Raw genomic sequence first — 26,659 nt, 5'->3', positions numbered from 1 at the left:
GACAGGCGCATGCGCCTGTCCCCAGCCGTTGCTCAGAACGTCTTGGCCACTTCGGCCAGCTGGTCGGCGACGATGCCCCAGCCTTCGTGGAAGCCCATCTGCTCGTGGGCCTGGCGATCCTCGACCGTCCAGTGGCGGGCGGTGGCGGTGTAGCGGGTCGTGCCGTCGCCCAGGTCCTCGAACTCGACGATCGCGACCATGAACGGCTTGCCCGACGGGACCCAGGCCGAGGTGAAGGCGTCGGTGAAGACCAGGCGCTTGTTCGGGACGACCTCGAGATAGACGCCGGGATTGGGCATCTCCTCGCCGTTGGGGCCTTGCATGACGATCAGGCTGGAGCCGCCGGCCCGGATGTCCATCTCGGCGTGCGAGACGGTCCAGGGCTTGGGGCAGAACCACTCGTGCATGCGCTCGGGCGTGGTCCAGCACTTGTACAGCTTGTCGGCCGGGACATCGATGATGCGGGTCAGCACCAGTTCGCGCTCGGCGATCGGGGAAGGGGCGGGGGCGTTCATGGCGTTTCTCCAAAGGGCAGCGGTTTGTGCCCAGAGGACGGCCGCACGGTCGGCGATCCGACATCGCCCGCGAACTTTTGTCGATGCCTGACATCCATCTGGCGTCGATAGCGGCAAGCCGAGCGTCCTCTAGGGAATTCACCTGATTTACCCCCCGCTTGGACGGTTCAGGCTCTGCCCGGGTCTCAAGGGAGCTGTCCGATGAGGGTTGCGGTGGTTGTGGGCTTTGCCGTGGCGCTGGCGGCGGGCGCCGTCGAGGCCAGGGCCGACGACGTGACGTTCCGCATGGGCACCTATGTCTGGCTGCCCAGCGTCGAGGGGCCGCTGGGGCTGCAGGCCGACCGGCCGACCCCCGTCGTCGACGGCAACTTCCTGGATCACTTGGAGTTCTTCGGCTTCGGGGTGGCCGAGATCAGCGGCGACCGGTTCGGCGCGCTCGTGGATTTCGCCTATGTCGACATCGGCTTCGGCGACAATATCGAACTGCCGCCGGCGATCCCCCTGACCCCGAGTCTAGGCACCAAGGCGATGGTGGGGTCGGTGAACGGCTACTACCGCCTGGTCGACGGCGACAAATGGGACCTGGACCTGACGGCCGGTGTCAGGGGCTACTGGCTCGAGACCGATTTCACGCTCAGCGGACCCAATGGCGAGCTGATCGACGCCAGCGGAGACACCAGCTGGGCCGACGGGGTGATTGGCGCGCGGGCCCGGGGCCAGTACGGTCGGTGGGGCCTGACCGGCCAGGCCGACGCGGGCTGGGGCAGCGACACCTCCAGCTGGCAGGGCCAGGCCCTGGTCGAATATGATCTCTCCAGCCGCTGGCGGCTGATGGGCGGCTATCGCTACCTGCATTTCGAGAACAGCAAGAGCCGGGCCGATGTCGAGCTCGACCTCAAGGGGCCGCTGTTCGGCTTCACCTATCGTTTCTGAGGCGGCTTGACCTGGGCGGGCCTTGGTTCCAAGTTGCCGGCAATTCAAACGATCGTTTTGAAAGTTGCCGGGAGCGCGCCATGACCACCCTCTTCGACCTCAGCGGCAAGGTGGCGATCATCACCGGCAGTTCGCGCGGCATCGGCAAGGCCATCGCCCAGCGCATGGCCGAACACGGGGCCAAGGTGGTGATCTCCTCGCGCAAGGCCGGGCCCTGCGACGAGGTGGCCGCCGAGATCAACGCCAGGCACGGGGAGGGGACGGCGATCGCGGTCCCGGCCAACATCGCCTCCAAGGAGGACCTGCAGCGCCTGGTCGACGAGACCAGGGCGGCGTTCGGCAAGGTCGACATCTGCGTCTGCAACGCCGCGTCCAACCCCTACTACGGCCCGCTGGCCGGCATCGCCGACGACCAGTTCCGCAAGATCCTGGACAACAACATCATCAGCAATCACTGGCTGATCGGCATGGTCGCCCCGGAGATGCGCGAGCGGAAGGACGGCGCGATCATCATCGTCAGCTCGATCGGCGGCCTGCGCGGCAACGCGATCATCGGCGCCTACAACATCTCCAAGGCCGCCGACTTCCAGCTGGCCCGCAACCTGGCCCATGAGTTCGGCCCCGACAACGTGCGGGTCAACTGCATCGCGCCGGGCCTGATCAAGACCGACTTCGCCAAGGCGCTGTGGGACGATCCCGCGACCCTGGAACGCTCGACCAAGGGCGTGCCGCTGCGCCGGATCGGCGAGCCGGACGAACTGGCCGGGGCGGCCGTCTACCTGGCGTCCAAGGCGGGCAGCTTCATGACCGGACAAGCTCTGGTGGTGGACGGCGGGGCGACCATCTAGGCGGCGCTATGAACTTGAGCTTAGAGGGCCGGGGCGAGGATATTTTGCCCCGCATGTCCCTAATCCGCGATGGAATGTCGCGTTCCGCCGTTCTTTAACTTTGGATACAGGTCGTTTTTGTAGGTTGCCGCGGTTCACCAGGAAACCACGGCTTGCGGCGCTACGTCCTGTTCCTCGCGGCGATCGCGACCCTGTTGGCCGGAACCGGCGGCGCGGCCCTTGCCCGCTCGCCGCAGTCGGCCAAGCTGGACGCCGTCTATCGCGAAGTCAGCCGCGACGAGATCGAGCCGCCGTCGCGCGAGAACGACGACATCGAGCGTATCGGGCGCTGGGCGATGAAGCAGGACGGCGACAAGCGCCTGTATGGCCTGTGGTCGGTGCTCTACGCCTACAAGAGCAACCAGGTTCAACCGCAGTTCGACGACTGGACCCGCCGCGTCCGCCGCCTGGCCGTGGCCGAGGGCGACGCCGAACTGCTGAGCCTGGTCGACCTGCTGACCACGGCCTACCGCCACGAGTCGGGCGGCTTTCGCACCTTCAACGAGGCCGACTGGGTCCGCTATCTGGAACGCTCGGGTCCGAACATCCGGATGATGGCGGCGCTGGAGCGCATCCGCACCCTGGGCCGCTCGGGCCAGTGGGCCGACGCCTCGCGCCTGGCCGCCGACGTGATGGGCCAGATGGAGCGCAAGGGCCCCATCGCCCGGTCGATGCTGGCCGAGGCCCATCAGGTGCATTCCTACACCCTGTCCTACATCGGCGATAAGGAAGGCGCGCTGGACCACATGAGCCAGGCCGCCCGCCTTGACGAGGGCAACGCCTTCTACATGCGCAAGGTCGAGCGGATCTACGACATCGCCTACACCGCCGCCGAGGTGGGCGAACTGGACGCCGCCGAGCACTTCGCCAGCGTGCACCACCACATGACCCAGGCGGCCGGCGATCCGGACCTGAAGACCTGGGACCGCTATCTGTGCGCCCGCATCGCCAATGCGCGGCACGCCCCGCGCCGGGTGCTGCAGTGCCTGGCCGACGGCGCGTTCGAGATCGCCCGGCCGACCAACCGCCTGACCGGCCTCAGCTTGCGCCTGCGCGCCCAGGCCCGGGCCGAGCTGGGCGAAGCGGCCGCCGCCAAGGCCGATCTCGACGTGATCCGCGCCATCCCGATCGAGACCCTGGAGCGCGATCCCCAGGCCGAGCTGCTGCTCAGCGCCTATATCGCCCTGGCCGAGCATCGCGGCGAGGACGCCTTCCGCCAGCTGGATCAATGGCGCCGCCAGGACCACGAGAAGACCCAGGCCGCCCTGTCGCGCAACGGCGCCCAGATGGCCTCGGCCCTGGAGACCGAGCTGAAGTCCAAGCGCGACGAGAGCCGTCGCCTGACCGCCGAGGTCGAGCTGAACCGCCGCCTGGCCCACGCCTCGATCGTCATCGCCATGCTGCTGGGCGTGCTGGTGCTGGGCGGGGTGGGCTGGGGCCTCTACCTGCGCCGGGCCTCGCAGCGGCTGAAGGAGGCGCGCGGCCGCGCCGAGTCGGCCAACGAGGCCAAGTCCGCCTTCCTGGCCGTGATGAGCCACGAGCTGCGCACGCCGCTGAACGGCATGCTGGGCATGGCCCAGGCCCTGCGCGGCGAGGCCCTGAACGCCCGCCAGCGCGAGCAGGTCGAGCTGATGATCGACAGCGGCGACACCCTGCTGGTGCTGCTCAACGACATCCTGGACCTGTCGAAGATCGAGGCCGGCAAGCTGGAGATCTCCCCGACCGCCGGCGACCTCGTCGGGATCTGCGCCCGCCTGATCGGCGGCTACCAGCCGACCGCGCGCGAGAAGGGCGTCGAGCTGACCTTCACCGTCGTCGGCGAGCCGCCGCCGATGCTGCTGTTCGACGCCGTGCGGGTGCGCCAGTGCCTGGCCAACCTGCTGTCCAACGCCCTGAAGTTCACGGTGGTCGGCCAGGTCGACGTAACCCTGGCCTGGGCGGCCGATCCGCGGACCGGCCGGACCGACGTGCGCCTGACCGTCACCGACACCGGCATCGGCATGAGCCCGGCCACCCTGTCCAAGTTGTTCGGCGCCTTCACCCAGGCCGACGCCTCGACCACCCGCACCTTCGGCGGCACGGGCCTGGGCCTGAACATCACCCGCCGACTGGCCGAGCTGATGGACGGCGATATTCTGGTCGACAGCCGCGAGGGCCGAGGCTCGACCTTCACGCTCGGCTTCCAGGTCGACGTTTCCAGCGCCGGGGCGACGGAGACGAGCGTCGCGGCGTTCGGCGCCCCCGGCGAGGACGAGACGCTCTCGCCCCTGCACGGCCGCCGGGTGCTGGTGGTCGACGACCATCCGGTCAACCGCCGGGTCATCAAGCTGTTCCTGGCCCCGTTCGACTGCGACCTGGTCGAGGTCGAGAACGGCCGCGAGGCCCTTGACGCGCTGGAGGCCGAGGCGTTCGACATCGTGCTGATGGACGTCAACATGCCGGTGATGGACGGGCTGGAGGCCACGCGCATCCTGCGCCGCGATCCGCGCTGGACCGCCCTGCCGGTCATCGCCCTGACCGCCGACGTCATGCGCACCCAGATCGACACCTGCCTCGAAGCCGGCATGGACGCCCACATCGCCAAGCCCATCGACCTGCGCGACATGCTGTCGGTGCTGGTCCAGGTGCTGGCCAGACGCGGCGTGGCGGCGCCCGTCGAACAGGCCGAGCCGGTCGCTACGCCGGCCTAGGTCGCGGCGGTCAGCGCCGCCGGTTCGGTGATCCCGAACAGCGCCCGCATCTGGTGGCGCTGATCCAGCAGGTCTTCCAGGCTGTACTTGTCGAGCACCGCGATGAACGCCGCCGTCGCCTCGTTGAGGACGCGGGGCAGGGTGCAGGCCGGGGCGATCATGCAATTGGTGCAGTCGACCAGTTGGAAGCCTTCCTCGGTCTGGCGCACCACCTGGCCGATGACGATCTGGTCGGCGGGACGGGCCAGGGCGATGCCGCCGCCCCGGCCGCGCACGGTGCGCACGAAGCCGGCCTTGCCCAGGTCCTGCACCACCTTCATCAGGTGGTTCTGCGAGATGTCGTAGAGCTTGGCGATCTCGCCGATCGAGGACAGGTCCCCGTCGTCGCGCGCCGCAAGGTGCAGCAGAACCCGCATCGCATAGTCGGTGTAGCGCGTCAGGCGCATCGGCACTCCAGGCGGACGCCCCAAGCCGGCGCCTAAGGACGAATACGTAGAACAGGCATTTTCTTTGCATGTTTCGCTGCGGGCTTATAGATGCATTTTTGACGCATCAATTAGGCCATCACCATGGACCCGAGCCAAGCCGCCGAGATCGAAGCCGCCCTGCCGGCACTGCTGGATCGTTTCTACGCCCGTGTCCGCGCCGACGCCGAGCTCGGCCCGGTGTTCAACGACGCGGTCGGGGACTGGGACCATCACCTGGCGACCCTGGCCGACTTCTGGTCGTCGGTGATGCTGACCAGCGGCCGCTACAAGGGCAATCCGGTGGCGGTCCATCTCAGGCACGCCGCCCGCATCCCGTCGGAGATGTTCGGCCGCTGGCTGGCGATCTGGACCGAGACGACCGCCGAGATGGTGTCGCCGCCGGTCGCCGCGGTCATGCAGGCCAAGGCCGCGCGGATCGCCCAGAGCCTGGACCTCGCCATCAATTTCCGCCTGCCCAAGGCGGATTCTGACCAACCCGCGGTCGCCTGACCGCGAACCCAACCCAGAAACCAGACACGGAGAGAGACAATGGCGGCTGCGCTCAGCGCGGACACGATCGCGCGCGTCAAGGCCACGGTTCCGGCCCTGGCCGAACATGGCGAGAAGATCACCCTGGCGATGTACGCCCGGCTGTTCCAGGACGACCACATCAGGGCCCTGTTCAACCACGCCAACCAGGGGACCGGCGCCCAGCCCAAGGCCCTGGCCGGGGCGATCCTGGCCTACGCCCAGAACATCGACAACCTGGGCGTCGTGCTGCCGGTGGTCGAACGCATCGCCCACAAGCATGTCGGCTATCACATCCTGGCCGAGCACTATCCGTTCGTGGCCAAGGCCCTGCTGGGCGCGATCCAGGACGTGCTGGGCGAGGCGGCCACCGACGAAATCCTGGCCGCCTGGGGCGAGGCCTACTGGTTCCTGGCCGACATCCTGATCGGTCGCGAGGCGAACATCCGGGCCGAGATCGAGGCCTTCGAGGGCGGCTGGACCGGCTGGCGCGACTTCGTGGTCGCCGAGAAGATCCGCGAGAGCGCGGTGATCACCTCGTTCGTGCTGCGGCCGGCGGACGGCGGGCGGGTGATCCCGCACAAGCCCGGCCAGTACCTGACCTTCCGCTTCGACCTGCCCGATGCGCCGGGCGAGAAGCGCAACTACTCGATCTCGGCGGGCCCGAACGGCGAGAGCTACCGCATCTCGGTCAAGCGCGAGGACCTGGGCGCGGTCTCGCGGTTCCTGCACGACCAGACCCGGATCGGCGACATCCTGCAGGCCACCCCGCCGTCGGGCGACTTCTTCCTGGCCGACGAGCCGACCCGTCCGGTAGTGCTGCTCAGCGGCGGCGTCGGCCTGACGCCGATGGTCAGCATGGTCGAGCACATCGCCAAGGCCCATCCGGCGCTGGAAGCCCACTTCGTGCACGGCGCGCTCAACAGCGGCGTCCACGCCCTGGACGGCCATGTCCGCACCCTGGCCAAGGACCACGGCGGCGTCTCGGTGACCACGTTCTACAGCGATCCGCTGGCGGGCGACCGTGTCGGGGAGAGCCACGACGTCGACGGCTTCGTCACCATCGACTGGCTGGCGGCCAACACGCCGTTCGCGGACGCCGACTTCTACCTGTGCGGCCCCACGCCGTTCCTGAAGGTGTTCGTGAACGGACTGGCGGGCGCCGGCGTGCCGGCCGACCGCATCCATTACGAGGTGTTCGGCCCGACGGCCGAGGCGATCGCGGCCTAAAGCTCCTCCCCCTGTGGGGGAGGTGTCGCCCGAAGGGCGACGGAGGGGGAGTGATAGGGTCTCGACCACAGCCCGGATCGACCGTCCTAGAACTCCCCCCACCGATCGCTTTGCGATCGCCTCCCCCACAGGGGGAGGGCCTATCGGAGCGCGGCGCGCGCCTTCGCCAGCCGCTTCACCGCCTCGTCCAGCGTGTCGTCCGCCTTGGCGAAGCACAGGCGCAGGATGTGGCGCACCGGGTCTTCAGCGTAGAAGGCCGAAACCGGGATGCTGGCCACGCCGTGGTCGCGCACGGCGCGCAGGGCGAAGGTGCGGTCGTCCTCGTCGATCCCCGAGGCCTTCAGGTCGACATTGAGGAAATAGGTCCCGCCGCTGTCGAGCACCACGAAGCCCGCGTCGCGCAGACCCGCCGCCAGCCGGTCGCGCGAGCGCTGCAGGCCCGCGGGCATGGTCTCGAACCAATCGCCGGGCTCGTGCAGACCGAACGCCACCGCCTCCTGCAGGTTGGGCGGGGTGGTGAAGGTCAGGAACTGGTGGGCGCCGGCCAGGGCCTTGGTCAGGGCGGGGGCGGCGCACAGGAAGCCGACCTTCCACCCCGTCATGCCGAACATCTTTCCCGCCGAGCCGATCTTCACGGTGCGCTCGCGCATGCCGGGATAGCCGATCAGCGGCCGGTGCTCGCGACCGTCGAACACCACGGCCTCCCAGACCTCGTCGCAGACGGCGATGGCGTCGTGCTTCACGCAGAACTCGGCCAGCAGGGCCAGGTCCTCGTCGGGCGTGACGACGCCGGCCGGATTGAGCGGGGTGTTCAGCACCACCATCCGCGTCCTGTCGCTGAAGGCGGCCTCCAGCATCGCCCGGTCGAACCGCCAGTGCGGCGGCGTCAGGCGGACGAGTTTCGGCACGCCGCCCGCCCGCTTCACCATCGGCAGGTAGGCGTCGTACAGCGGCTGGAACAGCACCACCTCGTCGCCCGGCGAGATCAGGCTGAGGAACGCCGCCGCCAGGGCCTCGGTCGCGCCGGAGGTGACGACGATCTCGCTCTCCCAGTCCAGGCCCAGCCCCTGGGTCCGGCCGTAGTGCGCGGCCGCGGCCTGGCGCAGGGCGGGAAGGCCGCGCATCGGCGGATACTGGTTCGTGCCGTTGATCAGCGCCTCGCCGGCCTTTTGGCGCAGCGCGATCGGCCCGGCGTCGTCGGGAAAGCCCTGGCCCAGATTGATCGCCCCGGTCTGGCGCGCCAGGCCGCTCATCTCCTCGAAGATCGTGGTGGGCAGATCGGCATAGACCGGGTGAACCATGGCGGGCGTCTCCTCGAGAGCTTGCCTAGCATAGGTCGCGGGGTGATAGGCTCGCCTCATGCGATCGTCCACGCGGAACGATTTTCCAAGGCGGAGCTTCACCTGAAGTGACCGACAGCGCCGTCCCCGCACCGCCCCCTTCGCCGCCCCCAATGGCGCCATGGACCTGGGCGCACGGGCTGGCCTACGGCGCGGTGTCGATGCTGCTGGGCCTGACCCAGGGGCTGGGCGCCAATCTGATCAACAACAACCTGCCCTGGATCCAGGGCTCGCTGGGCGCCTACACCAACGAGTCGGCCTGGCTGTCGATCGCCTACACCGCCGCCAACGCCACGATCGGCCTGTTGGCGGTGAAGTTCCGCTTCCAGTACGGGCTGCGATTGTTCGCCGACATCGGGCTGGGCCTGTTCATCGTTGTCGGCCTGGCCCACCTGCTGAGCAACGACCTGCGCTCGGCCATCGCCGTGCGGGCGGCGGCGGGCATGGCGGCTTCGGCCCTGTCGACCCTGACCCTGCTCTACATGGTCGAGGCCGCGCCGCCCGAGCGGCGGATCGTCGGCCTGGCCCTGGGAATCGGCTGGGCCCAGCTGGCCGTGCCGCTGTCGCGGCTGGTGTCGTCCGACCTGCTGGACACCGGCGAGTGGCACGGCCTTTACCTCGCCGAGATCGGGCTGAGCGTCGTCTGCCTGTCGGCGGTCAATCTGCTGCGCCTGCCGCCCATACCGCGCGTGGAGATGTTCGAGTGGCGCGACTTCCTGACCTTCGCCCTGTTCGCGCCGGGGATCGCCCTGCTGTGCGTGGTGCTGGGGCAGGGGCGTTATGTCTGGTGGTTCGACAGTCCGTGGCTGGGCTGGTGCCTGGCGGCCGCCATCGTGCTGCTGGTCGCCTCGGCCCTGGTCGAGCTGCATCGCCGAAAGCCGCTGATCCACCTGCGCTGGCTGTCCAGCGCCGACCTGCTGCGCCTGCTGGTAATCATCCTGCTGTTCCGGATCGTGCTGTCCGAACAGGGCGTCGGGGCGTTCGGCCTGCTGCAGACCCTGGGCATGAACAACGACCAGATGGCGGGCCTGTCGTGGGTGATGTTCTTCGCCACCCTGGCCGGCATGCTGATCGTCGCCTTCACGATCAATCCCGAGCACGTCAGCACCCCGGCCCTGATCGCCCTGCTGATCGTCGCCGTCGCGGCCTGGATGGACAGCCTGTCGACCAGCCTGACCCGGCCCGAGCAGATGTATCTGAGCCAGGGGATGATGGCCTTCGCCGGGGCGCTGTTCCTGCCCGCCGCCCTGCTGGCCGGCTTCCCGCGCGCCATCAGGATGGGCCAGGAATACATCGTCAGCTTCATCGTGCTGTTCTCGACCGGCCAGGTGGTCGGGGCGTTGGGCGGCTCGGCCTTCCTGGGCACGCTGATGACCATCCGCGAGCGGGTTCATTCCGACGCCATCGTCAACCGCCTGACCCTTGCCGATCCGCAGGTCGCGCTGCGGGTGAAGCAACTGTCGGGCTCCTATGCCGGGGTGCTGACCGATCCGGCCCTGCGGAGCGGCGAGGGCGCGGCCCTGCTGGCCCAGCAGGCGACCCGCGAGGCCACGGTCCTGGCCTATGACGACGTGTTCGCCACCGTGGCCGTCATGGCCCTGATGGTCTTCGCCTATCTGTTGTTCCTGCGCGTCAGGACCGAGCTGCGCCAGCGTCGCGCGGCCCGGCTGACGCCCGTGGAGGCCGCCTGATGTCCGATCCGCAAGTCCCGCCGCCCGCGCCGCCGCCTCCGCCCCCCAAGCGCATGTGGTCGCGCGCGGCCATTCCCGTGATCATCGCCGGGATCGGCGGCGTGCTGCTGGTGCTCTATGCCTGGAAGCTGCCGCCGTTCACCGGCACGATGCAGAGCACCGAGAACGCCTATGTCCGCGGCTACGTCACCCTGCTGGCGCCGAAGGTCGACGGCTATGTGACGGCGGTGGCGGTCAAGGACTTCCAGCCCGTGAAGGCGGGCCAGGTGCTGGTCCAGATCGACGACCGCATCTATCGCCAGAAGCTGGCCCAGGCCGAGGCGTCCGTTCAGGCGGCCCAGGCGGCGCTGGACGCCAACCTCCAGGCCCAGACCTCCAACGCCGCCCAGATCCGTCTGGCCGAGGCCCAGGCCAGCAGCAGCCAGGCCGCCCTGGCCAAGACCCAGGTCGACATCAAGCGGGCCGAGCCCTTGCTGGCCCAAGGCTGGCTGGCCCCCAGCCAGCGCGACGTGCTGCAGGTTGCCCAGCGCCAGGCCGCCGCCGGCGTCGCCCAGACCAAGGCCAATATCGACATCGCCCACCAGGCCCTGGCCACCACCAAGGTCAACCGCGAGGGGCTGGAGGCGACCCTGGCCAATGCCCGGGCGGCGGTCGAGCTGGCCCGCATCGACCTGGCCAACACCACCATCCGCGCGCCCGAGGACGGAGCGGTGGGCGAGGTGGGCGTGAAGCTCGGCCAATATGTCGCCATCGGCACCCAGTTGATGGGCGTCGTGCCGCGCCAGACCTGGGTGACGGCCAACTTCAAGGAGACCCAGACGGCGCGCATCAAGGTGGGCCAGCCGGCGGTGGTCCAGGTCGACGCCCTGGGCGGCCTGAAGCTGCGCGGCCATGTCGAGCGGATGGGGCCGGCCACGGGCTCGGAGTTCGCGGTGATCAAGCCCGACAACGCCACGGGCAACTTCACCAAGGTGGTCCAGCGCCTGCCCACCCGCATCGTGCTCGATCCGAACCAGGACGACGTCGCCCGCCTGAGGCCGGGCATGAGCGTGGTGGCCCGGGTCGACACCTCGCGCTAAGGGGCAACCAACCGCGCGCTCGGGCATTCCCCCAGCAACCTTGGCTGCGGGAATCAAAAGACATGAACGGTGTGGGCTTCATCGGCGCGATCATCATCGGCATCTTCGCCGGCTGGATCGCCGAGCAGATCATGGGCCGCAATCACGGCCTGATCACCAATCTGATCGTCGGCCTGGTCGGCGCGCTGATCGGCGCGTTCCTGGCCAGCATGTTCAACATTCACTTCATGGGCTGGGTCGGCAGCCTGATCATCTCGACGATCGGGGCGATCGTGCTGCTGTTCATCCTGGGCCTGTTCAGCGGCCGAAACCGGGCCTGAGCCCTGATCCTTCTCCCCTTGGGGGAGAAGGTCTCGGCGCAGCCGACGGATGAGGGGTCTCTCAGATATTGAAGCCGCGACAAGCCGAAAGGCCGGTCGCGGCTTTTGCCGTCTTCAACCCCTCACGTGACCTCGCTCCGCGAGGCCACCCTCTCCCGCAAGGGGAGAAGGGAGACTACCCCGCCGCCGCTTGAGCGGCGTCGTCCCCCGCCGGACTGCGCCTCAGGCGCTGGGCGGTGTTCTCCAGCAGGAAGCCGGGGATGTCGGCGATCGGCATGGGCCGGCCGAACAGATAGCCCTGGAAGTGGTCGCAGCGCATGTCCTCGAGGATCCGCGCCTGGTCGGCGGTCTCGACGCCCTCGGCGGTGACCTCCAGGTTCAGCGTACGGCCCAGCAGGGTGATGGTGCGCAGGATGTCGGCGATGGCCGGATTGCCCGCCATCTCGGCGATGAAGGTGCGGTCGATCTTGATCTTGTCGAACGGGAACCGCCACAGATAGGCTAGGCTGGAATAGCCGGTGCCGAAGTCGTCCATGGCGATGCGCACGCCCAGGTCCTTCAGGGCCTGCAGCTGCTCCAGCGTGCCGGCGGTGTCGCGCAGCAGCAGGCCCTCGGTGATCTCCAGCTCCAGCCGCGACGGCGCCAGGCCCGACTCGTCCAGGGCCCGGCGCACCTGCTCGACCAGGTCGCCGGTGGCGAACTGGTTGGGCGACAGGTTGACCGCCACCTTCAGCGCGGTCGGCCACGAAGCGGCCTGGCGGCAGGCCTCGTTCAGCACCCACTCGCCGATCTTGCAGATCAGGCCCCACTGCTCGGCGCATTCGATGAAGTCGTCGGGCCCGACCAGGCCGCGTCGCGGGTGCTCCCAGCGCAGCAGGGCCTCGAAGCCGGTGATCTCGTGCGCCTTGGCGCCGATCAGCGGCTGGAAGAACAGCTTCAGCTCGTCGTTCTTCAGGGCCGAGCGCAGGTCGATCTCCAGGGCCCGGCGCTCCTGGGCCCAGACATCCATGGTCGCCTCGAAGAACCGGTAGGCCCCGCGCCCGTCGCCCTTGGCGCGGTAGAGGGCCAGGTCGGCGTTCTTCAGCAGGGTGTCGGCGTCGTCGGCGTCGGTCGGGGCGACGGCGACGCCGACGCTGGCGCCGATCGATATGTGGTGGTCGTCCAGCTCGTAGGGCTGGGACAGGGTGTCGACGATGGCCTGGGCCAGGACCCCGAGTTCGGCCGGCGCCAGGTGGTCGCGGACCACCACGGCGAACTCGTCGCCGCCCAGGCGGGTGACGATCCCGGTCTCGCCGACGCAGGCGCGCAGCCGGCGGGCCGCCTCGACCAGCAGGGCGTCGCCGATCGGATGGCCCAGGCTGTCGTTGACGCCCTTGAAGTGGTCCAGGTCCAGGCACAGCACCGCGCAGCCGGCGGTCCGACCCTTGGCGTCCCAGGCGCCGCTCAGGGCCTGCAGGAACGACAGGCGGTTGGGCAGGCCGGTCAGCACGTCGTAGTGGGCCAGGCGGGTGATGCGCTCCTGGTCCTTGCGGGCCTGGGTGACGTCGGCGCCGACGCCGCGGAAGCCCGCGAAGGCGCCGTGCGGGTCGTGGATCGGCTTGCCGGTCAGCGCCCACCAGTGGAGCTCGTCGCCGACCAGGACCGACACGATCACATCGCGGAACGCCTTCTGCTCGACCAGCAGACCCACCAGGTTCGAAAGGCCCTCGGGGGCCTCGGCCAGTTCGGCGCCCAGCTCGCCGACCCGCCGGCCCAGCAGGTCCTCGCGCGGCTGGCCCGCCGCCTCGGCCATGCGTTCGGAGACATAGGTCAGGGCGCCGGTGGCGTCGACTTCCCAGAGCCAGTCGCTGGAGCCTTCCTCGAAGTCGCTGAGCAGCAGGCTGACCACCTGCTTCTGGCGCTCCAGCTCGTCGCCGGCCACCAGGCGGTCGACGAAGACCTTGGCGTGCGACAGGCACGACAGGCCCACGACCAGGTAGCAGAAGATCAGAAGCCCGGCCAAGGCCAGCAGGACGGGCTCGTGGCTGGTCAGCAGGACCCAGAGCGAGCCGATGACCAGCGGTGTCGTATAGGCCAGGGCGGCCATGGGCAGGGTCAGCAGGGCGAAGCTGCCGACGCCGATCATCCCGGCCATCAGGGCCACGATCAGCATGCTCATGTGGACGCCGGCGTCCTTGAGGGCCAGGGCCGGCAGCAGGCCCCAGATGAGGCCCAGCAGGCCGGCCTGCTGGGCCACGCGGCGCGCGCCCCGGGCCGAGACGGTGTTCTTGCCGCTCTTGCGGCGTCGGGCGGCCATCCAGCCGCGCAGGCCCAGCAGCGCATAGCAGGTGACGACGCCGGCCCAGGCCACCAGGGTGAGGCGATCCGCGCCGCCGATGCCGGCCAGGCAGACCAGCTGGGCGTTGATGATGTTGGCGGCCATCATCACCGGCGTCAGGCGCTGGATGCTGACCAGTTGTTCGAAACGGACGCGGCCGGCCATGGCCTCGGGCACGACGGGCAGGTGGCGCGACAGCAGCGCCGCGACTCGCGATGTAGGTCCCGAAAAGACGGAAGTCTGGCGCACGTCGCGATCCTGCAATCCCAGGATACCCCCGCATCCCGCGCGTGCACCGTATCGGTGGTTTCTGAAGCGGTAGTTAATTGTAAACGCGACGAAAAGCCCAAGAAAAAGCCCGCCGTCCCCCAATACGTCTCAGGGGGAGGCGGGCTCTTGATCGTCTGTCCCGGATGCTCCAGGAGCCGACTATTCTTCCTTGACGCGACGCTTGCGGAACGACGGGTTCAGGATCTGCTTGCGCAGGCGGATGCTCTTCGGGGTCACCTCGACCAGCTCGTCTTCCTCGATATAGGCGATGGCCTGTTCGAGGGTCATGCGGCGCGGCGGGGTCAGGCGGATCGACTCGTCCTTGCCCGAGGCGCGGACGTTGGTCAGCTGCTTGGCCTTCATCGGGTTGACGTCGAGGTCGTCCTGACGGGCGTTCTCGCCGATGATCATGCCCAGATAGCACTTCTCGTTGGCGCCCACGAACATGGTGCCGCGCTCTTCCAGGTTCCACAGCGCGTAGGCCGCGGTTTCACCGTCCGAGTTGCTGATCAGCACGCCCTTGCGCTGTTGGTCGAAGGCGCCCTTGTAGGGCTCGTAGTGGCTGAACACGCGGTTCAGCACGCCCGAACCGCGGGTGTCGGTCAGGAATTCGCCCTGATAGCCGATCAGCGAGCGCGAGGGGGCGGTCAGCTGGAGGCGGGTCTTGCCCGCGCCCGACGGACCCATGTCCTTCAGTTCGGCCTTACGAAGCGACAGCTTCTCGATGACGATGCCCGAGAACTCGTCGTCGACGTCGATCATGACGTCTTCCATCGGCTCCAGGCGCTTGCCGGTTTCCGGATCGGTCTGGAACACCACGCGCGGACGGCTGATCGACACTTCGAAGCCTTCGCGACGCATGTTCTCGATCAGGACGCCCAGCTGCAGTTCGCCGCGGCCCGACACTTCATAGGCGTCGCCCTCGCTGGTCTCGCTGACCTTGATGGCCACGTTCGATTCGGCTTCCTTCAGCAGGCGGTCGCGGATCACGCGGCTCTGGACCTTGTCGCCTTCCTTGCCGGCCAGCGGGCTGTCGTTGACCGAGACGGTCATCGAGATGGTCGGCGGATCGATCGGCTGGGCGGGCAGGGCGTCGGTGACTTCCATGGCGCACAGGGTGTCGGCCACGGTGGCCTTGGACATGCCGGCGATGGCGACGATGTCGCCCGCTTCCGCGCCCTCGTCGACCGGCGAACGCTTCAGGCCGCGGAAGGCCAGAACCTTGGTGATGCGGCCGCGCTCGATTTCCTTGCCGTTACGGTCCAGGGCGTGGATGGCCATGCCGGGAACGGCCTTGCCGCTCTCGATGCGGCCGGTCAGCAGGCGGCCCAGGAACGGATCGGATTCGATCAGCACGTTCAGGATCTGGAAGGGCTCGTTGACCTTCGTGATCTGCTTGGGTTCCGGCACGTGGCGGACGATCAGGTCGAACAGCGGGGCCAGGTTGTCGTTGGGCACGTTCATGTCGAGCGTGGCCCAGCCGGCGCGGCCCGAGGCGTAGATGTGCGGGAAGTCCAGCTGCTCGTCCGTGGCGCCGATGGCGGCGAACAGATCGAACGCGGCGTTGTGGACCTTGTCCGGATCGGCGTGGGCGCGGTCGACCTTGTTGATGCAGAGGATCGGCTTGAGGCCCATCTTCAGCGCCTTGGTCAGCACGAACTTGGTCTGCGGCATAACGCCTTCCTCGGCGTCGACCAGCAGGACGCAGCCGTCCACCATGCCCAGGATGCGTTCGACTTCGCCGCCGAAGTCGGCGTGGCCGGGGGTGTCGATGATGTTGATGCGGGTTTCGCCCGCTTCACCGTTCCACAGGACGCTGGTGCACTTGGCCAGAATCGTAATGCCGCGCTCGCGCTCCTGGTCGTTGGAGTCCATGGCGCGCTCGGTCGTCGCCTCGTTGGCGCGGAACACGCCCGACTGGGCCAGCAGCTGATCGACGAGGGTGGTCTTGCCATGATCGACGTGCGCGATGATGGCGATGTTTCGCATGGACATGGAGAAGGCGAACTTTCGGGAGGAACAATGGGGTTTGACGCTGCGCGCGTCAGGCGCGCGGCTTTTACGCGACTGCGCGACGTTTATCCACCCCACCCCTGCGCAAGAGATGGCTAGGAAACCGGTGTCAGTCCCAAACCCCTTAAATTCATGGGGTTTGCGGAAGTTGCGGACGGATGTCGTTTCTTCGGCAACTAATTGTGCAGTGCAGCATTGCACTCAAAACCGGCCAAGCTTGGAGAGCGGCGTTCTTCGGCCCTTGTGTTACAAAGGGTTTCAGTTGGTGAGGGCGAAAAAAAACGACAACGTTGTCGAAGATTTTGCTTGATGCATTTCGCACCGCACCCTATAAGCAACCTGTGAGGCGGCGCTGCCGCCTCTGCCCTTCCTGGGCGTTTCCTCCCTAATGAACTGCCCGGCTTTCGAGCCGGGCTTTTTTTTGGCCTGGGCTCGGGGCGCGGCTTTCGGCCACCCTTCTAACGTCCGTCGTCCCCGGACTTGTTCCGAGGACCCCTGTTTCAGGGGCGAAGAAGGCTGATCCGTGGCGCGGTGATATCCCAGCCCATCCCTATCGACAGCTCGACGGCGCAAGGGGGCCCCGGAACAAGTCCGAGGATGACTGCGTAGGTGAGGACTAGAGGAGTTCGGCCCAGTCCGCCTGGACCAGGTGGGCCGTCACCGACTCGATGTCCGCCTTCAGACGCGCCAGGCCTTCGGTCGGCTCGCGGGTCGTCTCGTTCATATAGAGCGCGCGGTTGATCTCGACCTGGATGGCGTGGGTGCGCCGGTTCGGGCGGCCGTAGTGCTCGGTGGTGTAGCCGCCGGCGTAGGGCGTGTTGCGGGCGACTCGGTAGCCCAGCCCCTCCAGGGTCTTTTCCATCAGCGCGGTCAGCTTGGGCCCGCAGGCCGCGCCGAAGCGGTCGCCCAGCACGATGTCGCACGGACCGCCGCCGCGCGCCCGGTGGCCGCGCGCCGCCGCCGCCGGCATCGAATGCCAGTCGACCAGGATCGCCAGGCCATGGGCGTTGCGCGCCTGGGCCAGCAGGCGGTCCAGCGTGTCGTGATAGGGGCGGTGGGCGGTCTCGATGCGGCCCTTGGCCTCGGCGAAGGTCAGCTTGCGGGCGTAGATCGGGCGGCCCTCTCCGGCCACCCGGGCGATCGCGCCCAGTCCCGCCGCCACCCGCGCCGTGCGCGTCTGGACGAAGTCGGGCAGGGCGTCCTCGAACATCGTGGGATCCAGCTCCCAGGCGTCGCGATTGAGGTCGATATAGGCGCGGGCCAGCCGGGCGCGGATCACGCAGACCCCCAGGGCGGGCGCGCTGGCGATCAGGTTATCGACGAAGGCATCCTCCGAACCGCGCAGGTCCTGGGCGGTCAGCCGGGCGGCGGCCATCATGTCGGGCGGGTACAGCCGTCCGGAATGGGGCGAGGCGAACACCAGCGGGGTAGGGGGCGGATCGCCCCCCTCGGGATCGACGCCCTGGGGCCGCGCGACCTCGAAGGCCGGCGAGAAGCCATGCTCCGCCGTCGCCGGCGTTTCCGAAGCGATCGGCTCCCATGCGGTCATGGACTTATTGTCGCGGTCCGGCGGTTCCGGGTCAAACGCCAACGCCCCGCGATATAAGAGACATAAGCGGGCGCCCGAGCGTTAGCTGTGGACAGTGCGCGCCGGGTTCATCCGAGATTTACCGTCCTTCTCTAGATTCCCGCTTTCCAATTCCGCCTATCGCCTGGAAACTGACCGCATGGCCCGCATCCTCCTCGCCGAAGACGATGACTCCCTCCGCGGGTTCCTGGCCCGGGCGCTTGAGCGCGCCGGCTTCGAGGTCACGGCCTGCGCCGACGGCGAGGAAGCGGTCCAGCACCTGGACACCCCCTGGGACCTGCTGCTGACCGACATCGTCATGCCCGGCATGGACGGCATCGAGGTCGCCCGCCAGGCCGCCGCCCGCGATCCCTCCCTGCGCATCATGTTCATCACCGGCTTCGCCGCCGTGGCCCTGTCGGCCCAGGACCGCGCCCCGGCCGGCGCCAAGGTGCTGTCCAAGCCCGTGCACCTGCGCGACCTCGTCTCCGAAGTCGAAAAGATGATGGCCGCCTAATTTTTTGGGGACCCGCCGAAAGGCGGGTTGCGCGACGGCCAAGCCGCCGCTATACCCCCACACCTTCCCGCCCGGGACGCTTTTCACAAGCGCTTCCAGGCCGCTTTGGCGGACGCGTAGCTCAGCGGGAGAGCACTACGTTGACATCGTAGGGGTCACAGGTTCAATCCCTGTCGCGTCCACCATTCCCTTCTCTCTTTCAGCCCGACCGGAAGCCTCTTCAGGCTGAGCGATCCGACGCTTTCTCGGATGGGACCAAGCGCGCGATCTCGCCCTGGTCGGCGCAACCACAGCGGTTCCTGCTCGAACGTCGTTATTCCTGAATGAGGCAAGGCCCGGTTCCCGGGGTGTTGCGTCGACCTTTCGACGAAATGGCGGGAATGTGGCGCCTTGGCCACACCTGATTTCAATCCTGGCGCGTTGTCGTCGTGAGGTTGCTCTCTGAGCCGACTTCAAGACATTCACGTAGAGGGTTACATCATGAAAATCGGGTTGCTGGCTGGTGTTGCGACGCTTGCGCTCTGCGCCGCGTCGGGCGCCTCCGCCCAAATGACGTTGAGCGGTTGGTACGTCGCCGGCGACGTCGGGTACCATTGGCCCGACGGCGTCAAGGGCACCTCGTCCACGACGGGCTCGGAGTGGAGCTTCTCCCCCGACGACGATTGGGCGGGTTTCGGTCGTATCGGCTACAAGCTGACCCCGAACTGGCGCGTCGAAGGTGAGTACGGCTATCGTCCGGGCGACATCGGCGGTGTTCACGGTACGGGCACGCCGTCGGGTCTCTGCACTCCCGGCATCGCACGCACCCCCGCCGCGCCGACCTGCGGCGGCGTGGACGGCGAGCTGAAGACCACCACCCTGATGGCCAACGTCATCTATGACTTCATGCCCGAATCCACCTGGCGTCCGTTCATCGGCGCCGGTCTGGGTACGGCCTGGGTCCACAACAAGGTCTACGGCCAGCTGTCCAACGTTCCGGCCGGCGCCGCCCAGTTCCAGAACACCAGCATCGACGACGTCGACCAGGCCCTGGCCTGGCAAGGCATCCTGGGCATCGCCTGGGACTTCGCGCCGAACTGGTCGCTGGACCTGACCGGCCGTTATCTGCAGACGGACGACCTGCAATGGGGTTCGGTGACCACCAACGTCGGCGGTCCCGGCCGCTTCGGCGCGGTGACCGACGTCGGCACCTTCGAAGGTAAGTACAAGGACACCTCGCTGACGCTGGGCATCCGCTACACCTTCGGTTCGCCGCCGCCGCCGCCTCCTCCGCCCCCGCCGCCGCCTCCGCCCCCGCCGCCTCCGCCCCCGGAAGCTCCGCCTCCGCCCCCGCCGCCTCCGGCGTACGAAGCGCGTGAGTTCGTGGTCTACTTCCCGTTCGATCAGTACGTGCTGACGCCGGAAGCCCAGGCCGTGGTCGCGCAAGCGGCTGACTACGCCAAGGGCGGCAATGCTACGAAGATCACCGTGGTCGGCCACACCGACACCTCGGGTTCTCCGAAGTACAACGCCAAGCTCTCCGAGCGCCGCGCCAAGGCCGTCGCTGACGGTCTGGTCGGAGCCGGCGTCCCGGCCACCACCCTGGCCGTGGATTGGAAGGGCGAAAGCGAACCGGCCGTCGCCACTGGCGATGGTGTGAAGGAACCGCTGAACCGCCGTTCCACGATCTCGATCAACTTCTAAAGATCGCGATCAAGACTTGAGAGAAGGGCCCGGCGGCGACGCCGGGCCCTTTTTTCATTCCTGCCTCGCAAAGCGGAGGAGGTGTGGCGCGCCGCGAATACGCGGCGTGACGGAGGGGCCAGCGCAGACCTGTTCCTCATCCAAAAAGAAAGACGCCCCCGAGGGGATCGGGAGCGTCATCGTCCGGTTTCCCGAGAGGGCGTCGGGCGCCGGTCAGGCCGACATTCTGTGGGCGTCGGCTCTTGTGGCGTTCACGGCGTCAGGGGCGCTGGGAGTCCGGGAGGGCCTTGGCCTCTTCCTTCGTCAGCGCGCGAACGGACGCCACGGCGCAGTGCAGGGGACCGGCCCCGCTGCGGCTGATGATGCTGGCGGGTCGGCCGTTGCACATCTGGTCGTTGAAGCTGGTGTCGAAGGCCAGCACCCGATAGGTCGTCAGCCCGGGGCACTTCCCGACCAGGGACACCTGGAACACCGCGCCGGTTTCCAGCTTCACATAGATGACCTGATCGTCGTCGGACGCCCAGTTGGCCATCCGCTCGGTGCGGAAGCACTGGGCCGGGTCGATCTTGGTCTTGGGCGAGGCGGCCTGGACGGATGCGGTCAAGCCGGTCAGGGCGACGGCCGAAGCAGCCAGGACGAGGAACATGCGCTGCATGACGATCTCCAGTTTCCCCGTTCGGGCCGATTATACCGCTCTAGGTTCAGTGCGCGACGAAAATCGCGCCGGCTCGACCAGCGCCGAAAGGCTGCGGGGCAGGGGGGACGGGAGGGCGAGAATCCGCGCCGTCAGGTGCTCGGCCAGCAGCGGCGCTAGGCAGAATCCGCGCCCGCCCAGGCCGCCCAAGACGAACAGGCCCCCAATGGCGCCGCCGGGAGCGTCGGGAATCGCGCCGGCCAGGGGCAGGTGGTCGGCGGTCGTCGCGCGCACGGCGGCGCGACCCTGGAGCGGCGCATCGGTCAGCCTGGCCGCCAGGTCCGGCAAACCCTTGGCCAGGGCCTGCAGATTGCGGCGGTCGTCGGCTTCCCGGGCGTCGGTTTCGGCGACGTCGCGGTCGTGGGTGGCGCCGAACAGCACGCCGTCGCGGGTGGGGATCGCATAGCCGCCGAAGGCCGCGGGGGCGGGCGCCGGGCGGTCGGTCCAGGTCGCCTGGCCGCGCACGGGACGGATCGGGGCGGAGGGCCACAGCCGGGCTTGGCCGGCGCCGCCGGCCAGCACCACGGCGTCGGCCTCGGCCAGCAGGCGATCCTCGGGATCGAACAGGCGCCAGACACCGTCTTCATGCGCCAGCCGAGCCACGCGGGCCGGGGTCGCCGGTCCCCGCCAGGCTTTCAGCACCCTGGCCGGCTCCACGACCAGGGCTTGCGCCATCTCAAGGGCCGCCTCGACCGGCTCGCCCAGTCGCGCGGCGGCGACGTCGGCGTCGAGCAGGGTCATGGCGTCCGGCTCGAACAGGTCCTGGGCGGCGACGGCGGCGTGGCGTTCGCCGTCGCGCGGCGCGACCGCCAGTTTCAGGACGCCGCGGGCGATGATCGCTTCAGGCAGTTCGGCATAGAGGGCGACGGCGCGGGCGAAGGCCTGGGCCGGCAGGGCGGCGCGCGGGCCGCCGCCGGCGTCCAGGGCGGGGGTGACCAGGGCGGCGGGATTGCCCGAAGCCGGCGCCTCGCCGTCGTCGAAGACCGTGACCTCGAGGCCCTCGGCCCGGGCGGCGCGGGCCATGGCGGCGCCGGCGATCCCGCCGCCGATCACCGCCAGGCGGCGCGGCCAAGAGAGCTCTTGCGGCTGGCCGGGCATCACGGCCTCCAGCCGCTCCTTCTTGCGGCCGAAGCCCGGACGCTTGTCGACCTGGAAGCCGGCGGCGGCCAGGCCGCGCCGCACCGCGCCGGCGACGGTGAAGGTGGCGGCCCGCGCGCCGGGCGCGCTGCGGGCGGCCACGGCGGCCAGGATCTCCTCGCGCCACATGGCCGGGTTCAGCGCCGGGGAGAAGCCGTCCAGGAACCAGGCGTCGGCCGCGCCGTTCCAGGCGGCCAGGGCCTCCTCGACATCCATCACCGCCAGGTCGAAGGTCGCGTCGAAGCCGGGCAGGTCGATGCGATGAAAGCCGCGCGCCTGGCCCGGCCAGTGGTCCAGCAGCACCTGGGCCGCCTCGCCCAGCTCGGGCCAGACCGACAGGGCCCGGGCCGCCTCGTCGCGGGTGATCGGGTGGGCCTCGATCGAGAAGACGTGCAGGCGCTGGTCGGGGGCCTTTTCCTTGCGCCACAGGTCCAGCAGGGCGGCGATGTTCAGGCCGGTGCCGAAGCCCAGTTCGCCGACGGTGAAATGGTCGCGGCCTCGCCAGGCGGCGGGTAGGCCGCAGCCGGTCAGGAACACCGTGCGGGTCTCGGCCAGGCCGTCGGCGCTGGAGAAGTAGACGTCGCCGTACAGCGCCGACTGGGGCATGCCGTCGTCGCGCCAGATCAGCGGCGAGGCCGGCGGGGAGTCGGGAGAAGGCGCGGCGGGATCGCTCATGCGCCGCTTATAGGACCGCCGCCCCCTCTAGAAGAAGGGCGCCGATAGAAGAAGGGCCGCCCTCGCGGACGGCCCTTCCGATGGTCTCGAGGACGATGGGCGCCTTAGTGGGCGGGCGCCGGCTCGACCTTCTTTTCGGTGGTGGTCGTGGTGGTGGTCGTGCCGGGCGCTTCGGCGGCGGTCGTGGCGTCGGCGGCGGCCGGAGCGGCGGCGGCGTCAGCGGCGGCCTTGTTGGCGTCGGCGGCGGCGGTCGCGGCGTTGGCGGACGCGTCCTGAGCCGTGCTGGCCGAAGCGGCGGCGTCCTGGGCGGCCTTCGAGGAGGCGTCGGCCGCGGTTTCCGACTTCTGGCCGCAGGCGGCGAGCGACAGGGCCGAGACGGCCACGCCGGCGATCAGGATCGAGCGGAGAATCTTGGTGGTCATAGGGGCTTCCCTTGCGACTGCTTGTCTGGCGACTGCGGCTCGTTTGAGCCGCGTCACAAGGTCACAGAACATCAGTTCGATGGCAGGGGCAAGACAAATGTTCACGGATCCGTGATCGGTCCGTGATCGCCCGGATCAGGCCTCGTTCGGGATCGCCTGCAGGGCTTCCTCCAGCTCCAGGAAGCTGGGCTGGGCCTCGCTCGGGACGCTGCCGCGGCCGATCTCGACGCTGATCTGGGCGGCGTTGCCGTGCAGGTGGGCGACCAGGACCGACTGGATGATCTTGTAGAACGAGCCCTCTTCGTCGACCACGGCGGTCAGGCGCGTGGCGAACGGTCCGACCAGGCCATAGGCCAGGAACACGCCGAGGAAGGTGCCGACCAGGGCGCCGCCGATCATCGCGCCCAGCACGGCCGGCGGCTCGGTGATCGAGCCCATGGTCTTGATGACGCCCAGCACGGCGGCGACGATGCCCAGGGCGGGCAGGGCGTCGGCCAGGCTCTGCAGGGCGTGGGCCGGGGCCAGGCCTTCGTGATGGTGCTTTTCGAGCTGCTTCTCCATCGCGTCCTCGACCTGGTGGGGATCCTCCAGGTTCATGGTCATCATCCGCAGGGTGTCGCAGATGAAGTCGACGGCGAAGTGGTCCTTCATGATCTTGGGATAGCGCAGGAAGATCCCGCTCTCGTGCGGACGTTCGATGTGGCTTTCCAGGGCGATGACGCCCTTGGACTTCATCGTCTTGGTCAGCAGGAACAGCAGGCCCAGCAGGTCGCGATAGTCCGCGGTCTTCCATTTGGGGCCCGCGAAGATCTTGCCGAAGCCGCCGCCGGTGGCCTTGATCACGGTCATCGAGTTCGAGACCAGGAACGAGGCGATGCCCGCGCCGAGGATGCACATCAGTTCGTGCGGGGCGGCTTCGATGATCACGTCCATCTTGCCGCCGGACATGATGAAGCTGCCGAACACGAGCACGAACAGCAGGATGATGCCGACGATCTGGAACATGACGAAGAGAGCCCCGGGTAACTTCAGCCGGGATCATGGCCGTTAATGCTTAATCCAAGGTGAGCGGGGTTTTTCGGGCCTGTTGCGCCTTTCGCCGCACCCGCCTAACAGATGTTTGACGTCATAGGCCGGGGCAACCGGCGGCGCGTCTCGGAGGGGAAGCATGAGCGCAGCCAGCCCGGATGTCCGCCTGGACGACAAGGCCAAGGGCCGCGCCTTCGCCATCCTGTTCGCCGTCCTGCTGTCCAGCGCCGCCGGCAACACCGCCCTGCAGACCGTGCTTCCCGCCATCGGGCGTCAGGTCGGCATTCCCGACGTCCTGATCAGCTCGATCTTCTCGCTGTCGGCCCTGCTGTGGGGCGTGATGTCGCCGGTCTGGGCGCGGATGTCCGACAAGCGCGGCCGCAAGCCGATGGTGATCCTGGGCATGGCCGGCTTCGCGGTGTCGATGCTGGGCTTCGGCTTCTTCATCCTGATGGGGCTGAAGGGCCTGATGGTCCCGCTGGCGGTGTTCGCCGGGGCGGCCCTGTCGCGGGCGATCTTCGGCCTGGTCGGCAGCGCCTCGAACCCGGCGGCCCAGGCCTATGTCGCCGACCGCACCGCGCCCGCCGACCGCACCAACGCCCTGGCCACCATGGCCTCGGCCAGCGGCCTGGGCACGATCCTGGGTCCGGCCGTCGCGCCGTTCCTGGTGTTCCCGCTGCTGACCCTGTCGGGGCCGATGTTCGCGTTCGCGGTCATCGCCGGCGTGGTTCTGATCCTGGTGCTGCGCGGCCTGCCCGAAACCCCGGACGAGATCCCCGATCGGGCGGACGACACGGCCATGAAGACCCGGGCCCGCGTGCGCTGGAACGACCGGCGGATCATGCCCTTCATCGTCTACGGCTTCCTGCTGGCCAGCGCCCAGACGGTGAACCAGCAGACCCTGGGCTTCATGGTCATCGACAAGCTGCACATCTCGCCGGCCAAGGCGGCGGCCTTCGCGGGCGTGGCGATGATGGCCGGCGCGGTGGCCAGCCTGCTGGCCCAGTGGGGCCTGATCCGCATGCTGCGCCTGACCCCGCGCCAGCTGCTGTGGCTGGGCGCGGGCTGCGCGGGCGTCGGCAACCTGATCGTCGCCTTCTCGCCGGACTATCACACCCTGGTCGTCGGCTTCGCCCTGTGCAGCCTGGGCTACGGTTTCGCCCGGCCCGGCTTCACGGCCGGCGCCTCGCTGTCGGTGGGCCACGAGGAGCAGGGGGCGGTGGCCGGCGCGATCAGCGCCATCAACGGCGCCTCGGTGATCATCGCCCCGGTGCTGGGCGTGGCGCTCTACAAGTGGGCCCACCCCTCGCCCTACCTGATGAACGTCGTGGTGCTGGCGGGCTTGGTCGCCTACGCCCTGATCGATCCGGTCATGCGCCGGGTCGGCGACGCGCAGGCCCCGCGCGAGGCCCGCGACGAGACCCAGGTGGTGGACGCCAGCTCGATCGACGCCACCGGACCGCATTGAGACCTCAAGAGCGTGACAGCCGAAAGTGGACGCCGGTTTCGGCGCCCGTCACGCGCCAAGTGTCCTAAGTCGGTGGCGCGGCCGGCATCTTCAGGCTCAACGGCACGGTCAGGCCCAGCCAGAACGAGTCGCCCTCCATCCGGTTGGTGGCGTTGAACTCGGTGAAGGCGCGGGCCCGCAGGGTGGCGGGCATGTGGCCGATCTTGAAGTTGTAGGCTGCCGTGGCGCCCACGCCCGTGACCTCGCCCTGGAACGGACCCAGCTTGGCGCCCGGGCCGCTGTCGGCGCTGACCTGCTTGAAGTAGTAGCCCTGCAGACCGGCCGACCACTTGGGGGAGAAGGTCTTCTCGACCGCCGCCTCCAGGTGCATCTCGGTTCCGGTCTTGTAGTCGGTGTAGGGGTTCTCGCCGTTCAGGGTCAGGCCGGCCTTGCCGCTGACGTCCCAGCCGCTCTTGGGATCGTGCCAGCTGACCGCGAACGAGGAGTCCATCGCCCAGCGGTGGAAGGCCAGGTTGGCCAGCTCGTCCTTGCGATAGTCGCCGATCGGGATGTTGAGCATGCTCGAGAGCTGGAAGTGCACGTCGCCCTTCTTCCAGCCCAGCATGGCGGTGGCGATCGGGTCGCCGACCACGAAGGCCGAGTCGCTGGCCGACACCCCGACCTGGTTGCCGCGCGGACCGGTGATCACGACGTCGACGCCGACATCGGGCTCGCCGAACGGCAGGGCGGCGCCCAGCGCCACCGTCACGCCGCCCAGATCGGTGGTCGGCACCCACAGCACGGTGGCGAAGTCGGCCAGGATCTTGGCGTCCAGGCCCGCCACGACATTGCCGCCGATGGGAAACGGCTTCCCGCCGCTGGAGCTGCCCTTGTAGTAATAGACCTCGTTGTCGAAGAAGACGCCCTTCAACGGCGGCATGATCGCGTTGCCGGGGCCGCCGGTGCCGAGCAGGTAGAGGCTGGCCCCGCCCTCGGACGCCTGGGCCTGGTGGGCTCCGGCGGCCAGGGCGATGACGAGGCCGGCGCCCAGCGCCTGGCCAAGGCGTCTCGAGGCTGCGCGGTGCGCGGCGGATCGGATGTTCGGCTCAAGGCCCATGACCCAGGTCTCCGTGGCGTAGGCCTCGAAGAGTGGTCGGGCGTGATCCCAGCGGCCATAGGGCGGATTGCTGAGTCGTCCTTGCGGCGCG

22 protein-coding genes and 1 tRNA gene are annotated in these 26,659 nt (G+C 68.7%); 12 read left to right on the top strand and 11 right to left on the bottom strand.

Features of this window, described 5'->3' with window-relative positions; translation table 11 throughout:
* Nucleotides 1–32 precede the first annotated feature (32 nt).
* On the bottom strand, nucleotides 33–515 hold the full coding sequence (locus AC1DMQ_RS06160; protein WP_477032666.1) for an SRPBCC family protein: 483 nt from the start codon (nucleotides 513–515) through the stop codon (nucleotides 33–35).
* 213 nt (nucleotides 516–728) lie between these two features.
* Here AC1DMQ_RS06160 and AC1DMQ_RS06155 point away from each other — a divergent pair, with 213 nt between their 5' ends.
* The 3 genes from AC1DMQ_RS06155 (at nucleotide 729) to AC1DMQ_RS06145 (ending at nucleotide 5,025) form a co-directional block, all read left to right on the top strand.
* The gene (locus AC1DMQ_RS06155) at nucleotides 729–1,448 is read left to right on the top strand and encodes a porin family protein (protein ID WP_477032665.1); all 720 of its coding nucleotides are present in this window, start codon (nucleotides 729–731) and stop codon (nucleotides 1,446–1,448) included.
* Nucleotides 1,449–1,528: 80 nt separating this feature from the next.
* Entirely contained in the window at nucleotides 1,529–2,296 is a 768-nt protein-coding gene (locus tag AC1DMQ_RS06150) for an SDR family oxidoreductase (RefSeq protein WP_477032664.1), read from the top strand.
* Between the two features lie 152 nt (nucleotides 2,297–2,448).
* The gene (locus AC1DMQ_RS06145; RefSeq protein WP_477032663.1) at nucleotides 2,449–5,025 is read left to right on the top strand and encodes an ATP-binding protein; all 2,577 of its coding nucleotides are present in this window, start codon (nucleotides 2,449–2,451) and stop codon (nucleotides 5,023–5,025) included.
* Here the strand turns inward: AC1DMQ_RS06145 and AC1DMQ_RS06140 are convergent.
* On the bottom strand, nucleotides 5,022–5,471 hold the full coding sequence (locus AC1DMQ_RS06140; protein ID WP_477032662.1) for an Rrf2 family transcriptional regulator: 450 nt from the start codon (nucleotides 5,469–5,471) through the stop codon (nucleotides 5,022–5,024). The genes AC1DMQ_RS06145 and AC1DMQ_RS06140 overlap by 4 nt on opposite strands.
* Nucleotides 5,472–5,594: 123 nt before the next feature.
* Here AC1DMQ_RS06140 and AC1DMQ_RS06135 point away from each other — a divergent pair, with 123 nt between their 5' ends.
* The gene (locus AC1DMQ_RS06135) at nucleotides 5,595–6,002 is read left to right on the top strand and encodes a group III truncated hemoglobin (RefSeq protein ID WP_477032661.1); all 408 of its coding nucleotides are present in this window, start codon (nucleotides 5,595–5,597) and stop codon (nucleotides 6,000–6,002) included.
* Nucleotides 6,003–6,041: 39 nt separating this feature from the next.
* The gene (gene hmpA / locus AC1DMQ_RS06130; protein WP_477032660.1) at nucleotides 6,042–7,250 is read left to right on the top strand and encodes an NO-inducible flavohemoprotein; all 1,209 of its coding nucleotides are present in this window, start codon (nucleotides 6,042–6,044) and stop codon (nucleotides 7,248–7,250) included.
* 140 nt (nucleotides 7,251–7,390) lie between these two features.
* On the opposite strand, the gene AC1DMQ_RS06125 is transcribed toward hmpA, so the two are convergent.
* Nucleotides 7,391–8,551, bottom strand: coding sequence for an aminotransferase (locus tag AC1DMQ_RS06125; RefSeq protein ID WP_477032659.1), 1,161 nt, complete (start codon nucleotides 8,549–8,551; stop codon nucleotides 7,391–7,393).
* A 152-nt stretch (nucleotides 8,552–8,703) separates the two neighbouring features.
* Between AC1DMQ_RS06125 and AC1DMQ_RS06120 the strand changes: the two genes are divergently transcribed.
* The 3 genes from AC1DMQ_RS06120 to AC1DMQ_RS06110 all read left to right on the top strand — a co-directional run bounded on the left by AC1DMQ_RS06120 (nucleotide 8,704) and on the right by AC1DMQ_RS06110 (nucleotide 11,680).
* Nucleotides 8,704–10,281 carry an efflux MFS transporter permease gene (locus tag AC1DMQ_RS06120; RefSeq protein ID WP_477032658.1) on the top strand — a complete coding sequence of 526 codons (1,578 nt, stop codon included), beginning with the start codon at nucleotides 8,704–8,706 and terminating at the stop codon, nucleotides 10,279–10,281.
* Nucleotides 10,281–11,360 carry an HlyD family secretion protein gene (locus tag AC1DMQ_RS06115; RefSeq protein ID WP_477032657.1) on the top strand — a complete coding sequence of 360 codons (1,080 nt, stop codon included), beginning with the start codon at nucleotides 10,281–10,283 and terminating at the stop codon, nucleotides 11,358–11,360. The genes AC1DMQ_RS06120 and AC1DMQ_RS06115 overlap by 1 nt, the downstream gene beginning before the upstream one ends.
* Before the next feature lie 62 nt (nucleotides 11,361–11,422).
* Entirely contained in the window at nucleotides 11,423–11,680 is a 258-nt protein-coding gene (locus AC1DMQ_RS06110; RefSeq protein ID WP_477032656.1) for a GlsB/YeaQ/YmgE family stress response membrane protein, read from the top strand.
* Between the two features lie 175 nt (nucleotides 11,681–11,855).
* On the opposite strand, the gene AC1DMQ_RS06105 is transcribed toward AC1DMQ_RS06110, so the two are convergent.
* The 3 genes from AC1DMQ_RS06105 to AC1DMQ_RS06095 all read right to left on the bottom strand — a co-directional run bounded on the left by AC1DMQ_RS06105 (nucleotide 11,856) and on the right by AC1DMQ_RS06095 (nucleotide 17,829).
* Nucleotides 11,856–14,246: a putative bifunctional diguanylate cyclase/phosphodiesterase gene (locus tag AC1DMQ_RS06105; RefSeq protein WP_477032655.1), complete on the bottom strand. Its 2,391-nt coding sequence runs from the start codon at nucleotides 14,244–14,246 to the stop codon at nucleotides 11,856–11,858.
* 180 nt (nucleotides 14,247–14,426) lie between these two features.
* Nucleotides 14,427–16,262 (bottom strand): translational GTPase TypA, encoded by a 1,836-nt coding sequence (typA, locus tag AC1DMQ_RS06100; protein ID WP_477032654.1) that lies wholly within the window; start codon nucleotides 16,260–16,262, stop codon nucleotides 14,427–14,429.
* A gap of 634 nt (nucleotides 16,263–16,896) precedes the next feature.
* Nucleotides 16,897–17,829 carry an N-formylglutamate amidohydrolase gene (locus tag AC1DMQ_RS06095; RefSeq protein WP_477032653.1) on the bottom strand — a complete coding sequence of 311 codons (933 nt, stop codon included), beginning with the start codon at nucleotides 17,827–17,829 and terminating at the stop codon, nucleotides 16,897–16,899.
* 178 nt (nucleotides 17,830–18,007) lie between these two features.
* Between AC1DMQ_RS06095 and cpdR the strand changes: the two genes are divergently transcribed.
* The 3 genes from cpdR to AC1DMQ_RS06080 all read left to right on the top strand — a co-directional run bounded on the left by cpdR (nucleotide 18,008) and on the right by AC1DMQ_RS06080 (nucleotide 20,047).
* Nucleotides 18,008–18,364 (top strand): cell cycle two-component system response regulator CpdR, encoded by a 357-nt coding sequence (cpdR, locus tag AC1DMQ_RS06090; protein WP_012284930.1) that lies wholly within the window; start codon nucleotides 18,008–18,010, stop codon nucleotides 18,362–18,364.
* 110 nt (nucleotides 18,365–18,474) lie between these two features.
* Nucleotides 18,475–18,549 (top strand) — tRNA-Val (locus AC1DMQ_RS06085).
* Nucleotides 18,550–18,844: 295 nt separating this feature from the next.
* Nucleotides 18,845–20,047: an OmpA family protein gene (locus tag AC1DMQ_RS06080; protein ID WP_477032652.1), complete on the top strand. Its 1,203-nt coding sequence runs from the start codon at nucleotides 18,845–18,847 to the stop codon at nucleotides 20,045–20,047.
* A 259-nt stretch (nucleotides 20,048–20,306) separates the two neighbouring features.
* On the opposite strand, the gene AC1DMQ_RS06075 is transcribed toward AC1DMQ_RS06080, so the two are convergent.
* The 4 genes from AC1DMQ_RS06075 to motA form a co-directional block, all read right to left on the bottom strand.
* Nucleotides 20,307–20,702: a DUF6491 family protein gene (locus tag AC1DMQ_RS06075; protein WP_477032651.1), complete on the bottom strand. Its 396-nt coding sequence runs from the start codon at nucleotides 20,700–20,702 to the stop codon at nucleotides 20,307–20,309.
* A 30-nt stretch (nucleotides 20,703–20,732) separates the two neighbouring features.
* Nucleotides 20,733–22,553, bottom strand: coding sequence for a bifunctional tRNA (5-methylaminomethyl-2-thiouridine)(34)-methyltransferase MnmC2/FAD-dependent 5-carboxymethylaminomethyl-2-thiouridine(34) oxidoreductase MnmC1 (gene mnmC / locus AC1DMQ_RS06070; protein ID WP_477032650.1), 1,821 nt, complete (start codon nucleotides 22,551–22,553; stop codon nucleotides 20,733–20,735).
* A gap of 104 nt (nucleotides 22,554–22,657) precedes the next feature.
* A complete protein-coding gene (locus tag AC1DMQ_RS06065; protein ID WP_477032649.1) occupies nucleotides 22,658–22,975 on the bottom strand; it encodes a hypothetical protein in 318 nt (105 codons plus the stop codon).
* A 135-nt stretch (nucleotides 22,976–23,110) separates the two neighbouring features.
* Nucleotides 23,111–23,980, bottom strand: a complete 870-nt coding sequence (gene motA, locus AC1DMQ_RS06060; protein WP_477032648.1) for a flagellar motor stator protein MotA — start codon at nucleotides 23,978–23,980, stop codon at nucleotides 23,111–23,113.
* A gap of 163 nt (nucleotides 23,981–24,143) precedes the next feature.
* On the opposite strand from motA, the gene AC1DMQ_RS06055 reads away from it, so the two are divergent.
* Complete coding sequence (locus tag AC1DMQ_RS06055) at nucleotides 24,144–25,472, top strand: MFS transporter (RefSeq protein ID WP_477032647.1); 1,329 nt, start codon at nucleotides 24,144–24,146, stop codon at nucleotides 25,470–25,472.
* 64 nt (nucleotides 25,473–25,536) lie between these two features.
* Here the strand turns inward: AC1DMQ_RS06055 and AC1DMQ_RS06050 are convergent, their stop codons facing one another.
* Nucleotides 25,537–26,568 carry a SphA family protein gene (locus AC1DMQ_RS06050; protein ID WP_477032646.1) on the bottom strand — a complete coding sequence of 344 codons (1,032 nt, stop codon included), beginning with the start codon at nucleotides 26,566–26,568 and terminating at the stop codon, nucleotides 25,537–25,539.
* Between the last annotated feature and the right edge of the window lie 91 nt (nucleotides 26,569–26,659).

This window comes from Caulobacter sp. 05L422, assembly GCF_056397765.1.
The sequence above is the reverse complement of the archived record's forward strand: the minus strand, read 5'-3'. Positions and strand labels throughout refer to the sequence as shown.